This window comes from Mycobacterium sp. E1715 (genome assembly GCF_001667625.1).
In the GTDB taxonomy this organism is placed as follows: domain Bacteria; phylum Actinomycetota; class Actinomycetes; order Mycobacteriales; family Mycobacteriaceae; genus Mycobacterium.
Genome location: NZ_LZJJ01000335.1, coordinates 1 through 8,352, shown reverse-complemented (window position 1 = coordinate 8,352; position 8,352 = coordinate 1). Strand labels below are relative to the sequence as shown.

The 8,352-nt window shown below is 69.7% G+C and carries 8 protein-coding genes and 1 pseudogene; 3 read left to right on the top strand and 6 right to left on the bottom strand.

What is annotated here, in order from left to right:
- Nucleotides 1–72: 72 nt before the first annotated feature.
- Nucleotides 73–1,158 (top strand): dihydrodipicolinate reductase, encoded by a 1,086-nt coding sequence (locus A9X03_RS17150; protein ID WP_068262106.1) that lies wholly within the window; start codon nt 73–75, stop codon nt 1,156–1,158.
- 107 nt (nt 1,159–1,265) lie between these two features.
- Nucleotides 1,266–2,924, top strand: a complete 1,659-nt coding sequence (locus A9X03_RS17145) for an Hsp70 family protein (RefSeq protein ID WP_068262104.1) — start codon at nt 1,266–1,268, stop codon at nt 2,922–2,924.
- A gap of 19 nt (nt 2,925–2,943) precedes the next feature.
- Here A9X03_RS17145 and A9X03_RS17140 read toward each other — a convergent pair whose 3' ends face one another.
- The 3 genes from A9X03_RS17140 to A9X03_RS17130 all read right to left on the bottom strand — a co-directional run bounded on the left by A9X03_RS17140 (nt 2,944) and on the right by A9X03_RS17130 (nt 5,471).
- On the bottom strand, nt 2,944–3,330 hold the full coding sequence (locus tag A9X03_RS17140; RefSeq protein ID WP_067749633.1) for a hypothetical protein: 387 nt from the start codon (nt 3,328–3,330) through the stop codon (nt 2,944–2,946).
- A 70-nt stretch (nt 3,331–3,400) separates the two neighbouring features.
- Nucleotides 3,401–4,498, bottom strand: a complete 1,098-nt coding sequence (locus A9X03_RS17135; protein WP_067890622.1) for an SAM-dependent methyltransferase — start codon at nt 4,496–4,498, stop codon at nt 3,401–3,403.
- Between the two features lie 16 nt (nt 4,499–4,514).
- Nucleotides 4,515–5,471, bottom strand: coding sequence for an SDR family oxidoreductase (locus A9X03_RS17130; protein WP_068015478.1), 957 nt, complete (start codon nt 5,469–5,471; stop codon nt 4,515–4,517).
- A 73-nt stretch (nt 5,472–5,544) separates the two neighbouring features.
- On the opposite strand from A9X03_RS17130, the gene A9X03_RS17125 reads away from it, so the two are divergent.
- Entirely contained in the window at nt 5,545–6,264 is a 720-nt protein-coding gene (locus A9X03_RS17125) for an SHOCT domain-containing protein (protein WP_068015480.1), read from the top strand.
- Between the two features lie 128 nt (nt 6,265–6,392).
- Here A9X03_RS17125 and A9X03_RS17120 read toward each other — a convergent pair whose 3' ends face one another.
- The 3 genes and pseudogenes from A9X03_RS17120 to A9X03_RS30870 form a co-directional block, all read right to left on the bottom strand.
- Nucleotides 6,393–7,016, bottom strand: coding sequence for an MBL fold metallo-hydrolase (locus A9X03_RS17120; protein ID WP_067749640.1), 624 nt, complete (start codon nt 7,014–7,016; stop codon nt 6,393–6,395).
- On the bottom strand, nt 7,016–8,101 hold the full coding sequence (locus tag A9X03_RS17115; protein WP_067749642.1) for an S-(hydroxymethyl)mycothiol dehydrogenase: 1,086 nt from the start codon (nt 8,099–8,101) through the stop codon (nt 7,016–7,018). Before A9X03_RS17115 ends, A9X03_RS17120 begins: the two co-directional genes overlap by 1 nt.
- A 165-nt stretch (nt 8,102–8,266) precedes the next feature.
- Nucleotides 8,267–8,335, bottom strand: a pseudogene (locus A9X03_RS30870) (hypothetical protein); the annotation flags it as partial.
- Nucleotides 8,336–8,352: the final 17 nt, after the last annotated feature.

Below are 8,352 nucleotides of genomic sequence, written 5' to 3'. Positions count from 1 at the left end.
AGGTTTCCGGCCAAGGCGAGGGGCGGCCCGGTCTAGTGTGAGTCCCACGGGGGCTGGTACGGGAAGGTGAGTATGTCGGAACGCGGTCCAAAACGTGTGGTGGTCTGGGGCACCGGCTTCGTCGGCAAGATGGTGATCGCCGAGATCGTCAAGCATCCGCTGTTCGAGTTGGTGGGTGTCGGCGTCAGCAATCCCGACAAGGTCGGCCGCGACGTCGGCGACATCTGCGGGCTGCCCGAGCCGGTGGGCATCAAGGCCACCGACGACGTCGACGCCCTGATCGCCCTGCAGCCCGACGCGCTGGTGCACTACGGCCCGACGGCGATGCACGCCAAGGACAACATCGCGCTGATCACCCGCTTCCTGCGGGCCGGCATCGACGTGTGCTCGACCGCGATGACCCCCTGGGTGTGGCCGACGATGCACCTCAACCCGCCGCAGTGGATCGCGCCCATCACCGAAGCCTGCGAGCTGGGGGAGTCGTCCTGCTTCACCACCGGCATCGACCCCGGGTTCGCCAACGACCTGTTCCCCATGACGCTGATGGGCCTGTGCTCGGAGGTGCGGCGGGTGCGTGCCTCCGAGCTGCTCGACTACACCAACTACGAGGGTGACTACGAGGTCGAGATGGGCATCGGCCGCGAACCCGAATACAGCCCGATGCTCGAAGACTCCAACATGCTGATCTTCGCGTGGGGAGCCACGGTCCCGATGATCGCCCACGCCGCGGGCATCATGCTCGACGAGATCACCACCACCTGGGACAAGTGGGTGACGCCCACCGAGCGGCACACCGTCAAGGGCGTCATCAAGGCCGGGCACGTCGCCGCCGTCCGGTTCACCATTAACGGAATCTACAAGGGCGACACCAGGATTCAGCTTGAGCACGTCAACCGCATCGGCCTGGATGCCGCCCCGGACTGGCCATCCGGCCACGACAACGACGTCTACCGGGTGGACATCGAGGGCACGCCCAGCATCTTCCAGGAGACCGCGTTCCGGTTCACCGACGGCTCGGGCCGCGACGCGGCCACGGCCGGGTGCCTGGCGACCGGGATGCGCGCCCTCAACGCCGTGCCGGCCGTCAACGACCTGCGGCCGGGCTGGGTCACGCCGCTGGACCTCCCGCTGATCGCGGGAACCGGCAACATTCGCTGACGCGCCGCACAGCTGGCACCTAGGTTGCGCTGAGACGCGGTACAGGTTTCCGCGGCACAATAACGGCGAGCCGGTTTGCGAGTCGCTGAGGTTTGGGGTTGGGATACATGGCCGATGGAGCTGAGACCGCGCTGGGACTGTCGATCGGGGCCACCAACCTGGCGGCCGTCGCCCCCGGCCAGGCCATCGCCCGCAAGCCCGTCCTGACGCTGTACCCCGAGCGCGCCCCCGAGGTCGGCATCCCCGCCGAGAACCCGCGGCTCAACCAGCCCGGCCTGGTGCTGACCGGGTTCGTCAACCGGGTCTCCGACCCCCGCGGCATCGTGGCGCCCGACGGCTCGGTGCACCGCGGCGAGCAACTGATCGCCGACGCCATGCGCGCGCTCGCCTACGCCGTCACCGGCGGGCGGCCCCTGCCCGAGAGCGTCGCCGTGACCTACCCCGCCCACTGGCCGTCCGCGGCGGTGGACGCGGTGGGCACGGCGCTGAGCTCGGTGGCCGAATGGTCCAACCGGGCCCGGCCCCTGCTGCTGATTCCCGACGCCGCCGCCACGCTCGTCGCCGCGCGCAACAACGCCGGCATCCCGGGCCGCGGCACGGTGGCGGTGTGCGACTTCGGCGGCACCGGCACCAGCGTCACCTTCCTGCGCGCCGACGGCGACTACCAGGCGCTGGCCCCGACCCTGCGGCTGCACGACTTCTCCGGCGACCTGATCGACCAGGCGCTGCTGAGCGCCGTCGTCGCCAACATGCCGAGCACCGCGTCCTTCGACCCGGCCGGCACCGTGGCGATCGGCTCGCTGAGCCGGCTGCGGACCGCGTGCCGAAACGCCAAGGAAGAGCTGTCGTTCAACACGGTCACCACGGTGGCCGACGGGCTGACCGGCGAAATCCGGGTCACCCGCGAGGAGCTCGACGACGCGATCCGCACCCCGCTGGACAGGTTCGTGGCCGTGTTGGAAAACGCGTTGGCGCGCAACGGGATTCAAGATCTGGTCGCGGTGGCATCCGCCGGCGGCGGGGCGCACATCCCGTCGATCACCACCACGCTGTCGCAGTACTTCCGTGTCCCGGTCATCACCACGGCGCGCCCGGAGCTGACGGCCGCGACCGGGGCCGCGCTGCGGGCGGCGCACGGGCCCGGGGAGGCGTTCGCGGCGGCGGCGACCGGGGCCGCGCCCGCCGCACCCGTCACGGCGACGGCGCAGGCGGCTCCAGTGGGGTCGGAGAGGCCGACGGGGGCCGCGCCCGCCATTGACATCGACGAGCCGCGCGAGCGGCCGATCGCCAAGCGCAAGAACCGCCTGTTTCGGCTGCCGGTGCTGGCCGCGATCGTCGGCGGGGCGGCCGCGGTTGCGCTCGTGGGGACCGCGGTCACGATCGGCCTGACCTCCTCGAACGACTCGGCGAACACGCCGGCTCCGGGCGTGACCAGCAGTCGGGCGCCCGCCCCGCCGCCCAATACCGCGACGGCGCAGCCGCCGCCCCCGACGCAAGAGGCTCCGCCGCCGTCGAGCACGGACACCAACCCGCCGGCCAACACCGAGACGCCGTCCAGCAGCGTCCCGTCAGCCAAACCGCAGCAGGCGCCCCCACTCGCGGCCGCGCCCGCCCGTCCGGTGGCCCCGCGGATCCCCGAGGTGCCGCCCATCCCGCCGGTGCCGGGTCTCAACGAACCCATCCCGGGGCTGGACCGCGTCAATCAGATCGTGCAGGGGATCGCGGGCGACTTGGGCATCAGCGGCATCCCTCAATTCGGCCCGTAGCGCGGAACGGGCCGACGGGTCAACCCTTTTCGCCCTTGTTCTCGGCGGCCGCGGCCTCTTTGAGCTTCTCGTTGAGCTCCTTGTCTTTCTCGATCTGTTCCTTCAACGCCTGCTCGTCGCGCTCGTCGTCGGAATTTTCGGCCTTCGAGTCGGTACCCTCGGGAACCTCGTGCTTGGGATTGCCGTCCTCGTCCAGCCAGTCGTTGACGGCGGTGCCGGATACGCTCCCGCCGGTGCCGGGGAGCACGATGGTCGGCTTCTCCTTATAGGCCTCCATCATCTCGGCGGCCTTCGCTTTATCGTCCTCGTCAGGCTCGGGCTTTTCCGTCAGCTTCTGATCGGTGTCCTCGTCAGCCGACTTGAGATCGGCGTCCTGGTCAGCCGACTTGTCGTCCTGCACGCTCATGCAATAACCCCCTCGCAATCGCAGGTCGCGATTGTCGGGGGTTACCCGTTGCCGGGATGTGTCGAAACTCTCACGCACCGGATCGTTCGCGTTTGACCAGCTCGACCAAGGCCAGGGGGATTCGCATCGGCTCGGGTGCGCTTGCCAGCCGAACCGCGACCGCGCGCTCGAGCTGATCGACGAACTCGCGGGCCCGGGCGTCGTCGACCCCGCCGTCCAGCCCGCGCACCAGGGCGGGAAACAGCGCCGCGCGGGCGAAGGCAGCCCACTGCGCGCCGAAGGCCTCGGCGTCGCGGTCGGCTTGAAAGCGGGCCCAGAATCGGTCCTCGGCGTTGAACATCTCCAGCTGGTCGATCGTCAGGCCCTCGAAGCGCCCACTGGGCGCGAACGGGGCGCGGAAGTCCTTCTCGCCGCGGGCGAAGGTGGGAATGGTCATCCGCCGCGCCTCGTCCTCGCGCACCAGGCCGTCGCGCACGCGCTCCCGCAGCCCCTCGAGCATCGCGTCGATCAGCGTCGGGAACCCCGTCGTGCCGTCTTCGTCGAGCGCGATCGTCATCACCACCAGCCGCCCCTCGGGGGCCAGCTCGCGGCCCCGGAACGCGACGAAGTTGTGCCAGTCCAGCGCCGCGCGCTCGGCGTACGCCGCGCGCGCCGCGGCGTCGCTGCTGTAGGCGACGTGCACGTGATCGTGCACCTCCCCGGGCATCGCGCTCAGCCACTGCGTCGCCCACGACGACCAGCCGAGGTTGACCGTCTTGGACGGCACGATCTGGTCGTAGAAAGAACGGCCGATCGACGACGCGAACGTCGCGTTGTCGAGCTGCAGGTAGCTCTCCGGGTCGTCTTCCAGGGTGTGGAAGAGCGCCGAGAAGTCGTTGTCCGGTATGTCGGTGTGCGCCACCAGGATTGCGTGGTCGTGACGGGTACGGCGGCGCAGCACCGCGATGGCGGCCGCGAGGGGCTTCAGCGAATTGTGGCCGTTGGCGGCGCCGTAGTCGGCGATGACGATGGGCTGCGGCGGCTTGGGCAGCGCCACCTGCTCGGCGGCGCGCTCGAACATCGCGATGGCCGGCGCCAGCCCGGCGGCCTGCAGCCGCGACGACTGGGTGTAAACGGGCTCGGGCCGAACCACAATGCTCGATTCGGGCATCCTTGGCTCAGGCCGCATGTCCCAACGATAGTCGTCAGTCCGGCTTCGGGTAGCTGACGCCGGTGAGCCGCTCGGAAAGCTCCCAAAGTCGTTGGCAGTCAGCCTCGTTGCGGGCCGGCGCCGGGACCTTGGCCGGCCGGACGCCGCCGCCGGCCAGCTCCTGTAACCCGCGGGGCCCGTAGAACGCGCCGCCCTCGGCGTGCGGGGCGGCCGCCGCGTAGAGCGCAGGCAGGATTCCCTCGTCGATCTCCTGCCACAGGAACGGCGTGAAGCGCCAGGACGCCTTGTACAGCCGCTCCATCAGCGCGGGCTTCTCCCGGCCGTGCGAGGGCCCGGCGATCTGCAGGTTGGTCTTGGTCAGGCCCGGGTGCGCGGCGTTGGACACGATGCCCCAACCGCCCGCGCGGCCGCGCCGGTCCAGCTCGAGGGCGAACATCAGCACCGCGAGCTTCGACTGGCCGTACGCCGACATCGCCGCGTAGGACTTCTCGAAATTCGGGTCGTCGAAGTGGATCTTGCCGCTTTGGCGGGCCGCCAGGCTGCTCAGCGAGACGACGCGCGCCTTGCCGGCGGCGCGCAGCAGCGGCAGCACGTGCCCGGTCAGCGCGAAGTGCCCGAGATGGTTGCTGCCGAACTGCAATTCGAAGCCGTCGGCGGTGGTGTCGCGTTCCGGCGGCGTCATGACGCCGGCGTTGTTGATCAGGATGTCGATCGGGCGGCCCTCGGCGTTGAGTTGTTCACCCAGCGCGGCGACGGAGGCCAGCGACGACAGGTCCAGCGCGGCGATGGTCAGCTTGGCGTCCGGCACCGTCTTGCGGATTTGCTCGATCGCCCCCTCGCCCTTGGCGCGGTTGCGGATCGCCATCACGACGTCGGCGCCGGCGGCCGCGAGCCGGCGGGCCAGACCGAAGCCCAGGCCGCTGTTGGCACCCGTGACGATAGCCAGCTTGCCGGACAGGTCGGGGACCGTGGCGACGAGATCGTTGGCCATGCGTATCACTCCTTACCGGTTTCACCCGGCTCCCAGTGTGCGCCGTCTGCCGTCGCGGTGACACACTGCCTGGATGAGCAGCCGACGGCTCGCGAAGATTTCGCTGGCCGCTGCCATCGTCGTGATGGTCGTATCGGTGGGCGGCTTCATCGCCGCCCTGGTGCTCAACGCCTTCTTTCTGGACAAATACAACGCCTACGGTGAGGTGCCCGTCCCCGGGTCGGGCAGCCTCTACCTGCCCGCCGGTGATGTCACCATCAGCCTGCACACCGTCGTCATCAGCGGCCCCGACCGCGGGCTGCCGGTGCCGCCGCTGGGCGTCACGATCGCGCCGCCCGACGGCGTGGCGCAGCCCGTCGTGACCGAGAGCATCGGGACGACGACGACGGTCAACAACGACGCACACGTGCGGGTGTGGGTCGCCCGCGTCGCGTCGAGCGGCACCTACAACATCACGACCGACGGACAGGTCAACGGGTACATCGACCCGCGACTGGCCTTCGGCCACAAGAGTTCCTACGGCTTTGCGGTGTGGCTGTTCGTCGCCACGTTCGTGGTGGGCCTGGCCGGATCGGTGTTGTCGGGCCGGTGGCTGAGCCGCACCCGCCGCCGGGCCGTTGTGGCGGCGAATCCCTACTACGGGGCGCCGGTCGTGACCGCGGCGCCCGTCGAGCCGACCGACGAGGGGGTGCGCCTGGAGCGGCTCAAAACCCTTGCGGCGCTGCGTGACTCGGGGGCGCTGACCCAGGAGGAGTTCGAGGCCGAGAAGCGGCGGATCTTCGAGGGGCAATAGCCCGCCTGTCCGCGACCATTAGGCGACCCTCGGATTTGATATCGCCGGCGATATCAAATCCGGCGGCGGCATGGTGGTAGGAAACCGTTGCGCGTGTGACGGATGTGGCCGCCAGGGCGCGCGAACGCTCAGTGGCCCCGGGCCACCCACTCCTCGTAGTGCACGATCTCGTCGCCGATCGTGGTGTCATCGCCGTGGCCGGTGTGCACCAGCGTCTCGCCGGGCAATTTGCCCAACCGCTCGGAGATCGACTGCAGGATCGTCGGGAAATCCGAATAGGAGCGGCCGGTCGCACCCGGGCCGCCGGAGAACAGGGTGTCGCCGCTGAACACCACGCCCAGGTCGTGCGAATACCAGCACACCGATCCGGGCGAGTGGCCCGGGGTGTGCAACGCGCGCAGCTCGGTCCCGCCGATCTTGACCGTCTCGCCGTCGGACACGGAGCGGAACTCCTTGTCGGGGTGCGTCATTCGCCACAGGACCTCGTCGGCCGGGTGCAGCAGCACCGGCGCGTCGAGCGCCTCGCCCAGTTCCGGCGCGACCGTCACGTGGTCGTTGTGGCCGTGCGTGCACACCACCGCGACCACGTGCCGGCCGTCCACGGCCTCGATGATCGGCTCGGCCGTGTGAGCGGCGTCGAACACCACGACGTTGGAGTTGTCACCGATCAGCCAGATGTTGTTGTCGACTTCCCAACTGCCGCCGTCCAGTTCGAACGTGCCGTGGGTGACCACCTTCTGGATCTCGACCATTAGAGCACCACCACCGAACGCAACACCTTGCCCCCGTGCATCTTGTGGAAGGCCTCCTCGACGTCGCCGAGGCCGATGCGCTCGGAGACGAACTGCTCCAGCGGGAGCCGGCCCTGCAAATACAGATCGATCAGCGTCGGGAAGTCGCGTTCGGGTAGGCAATCGCCGTACCACGACGACTTCAGCGACCCGCCGTGGCTGAAGAAGTCGATCAGCGGCATCTCCAGCTTCATGTCGGGCGTCGGAACCCCCACCAACACAACGGTGCCCGCGAGGTCGCGGGCGTAGAAGGCCTGCTTCCAGGTCTCGGGCCGGCCGACCGCATCGATCGCCACGTTCACCCCGAACCCGTCGGTGAGGTCCTGAATGGCCTCGACGACATCGGCCTGGCGGGCGTTGACGGTGTGGGTGGCGCCGAATTTACGGGCCCATTCCAGCTTGGTGTCGTCGGTGTCGACCGCGATGATCCGCCGGGCCCCGACCAGCGCGGCCCCGGCGATCGCGGCGTCCCCGACCCCGCCGCAGCCGATCACCGCGACCGTGTCGTCGCGGGTGACGCCGCCGGTGTTGATCGCCGCGCCGATGCCGGCCATCACCCCGCAGCCGAGCAGGCCCGCGACGGCCGGGTCGGCGGCGGGATCGACCTTGGTGCACTGCCCGGCGTGCACCAGCGTCTTGTCGGCGAACGCCCCGATGCCCAGCGCGGGCGTCAGTTCCGTGCCGTCGGTCAGCGTCATCTTCTGCGAGGCGTTGAACGTGTCGAAACACAGGTGCGGGCGGCCGCGTTTGCAGGCCCGGCACTGGCCGCAGACGGCCCGCCAGTTCAGGATCACGAAGTCGCCCGGCTCCACCGCCGTCACGCCCGGCCCGACGGCCTCGACCCGGCCGGCGGCCTCGTGGCCGAGCAGGAACGGGTACTCGTCGTTGATGCCGCCCTCGCGGTAGGTCAGGTCGGTATGGCACACCCCGCAGGCGATGACGTCCACCAGGGCCTCACCGGGCCCCGGGTCGGGGACGACGATGTCGACCAGCTCGACGGGCTCGCCCTTCTTTCGTGAAATCACGCCGCGCACTGTCTGACTCATGGCCACCAAACTACGGTGTACCGTCGCTGACCATGCGCGCCGGGGACGATGCAGTGGGACCCCCACCCGCTTGCGGGGAACGAAACGAAGAGGAGCGGCGCAGATGAACGCAGCACCCGAGACCGCCTCGGAAACCAGCGACGAATTCACCGAACGAATCGCCGCGGCCATCGACGGCGCGAGCCCGGACATCGTGTCGAGCAGACCGGTCTGGTGCCCGATGCTCAGCAGCAGGGTCAGGCTCGCGCCGT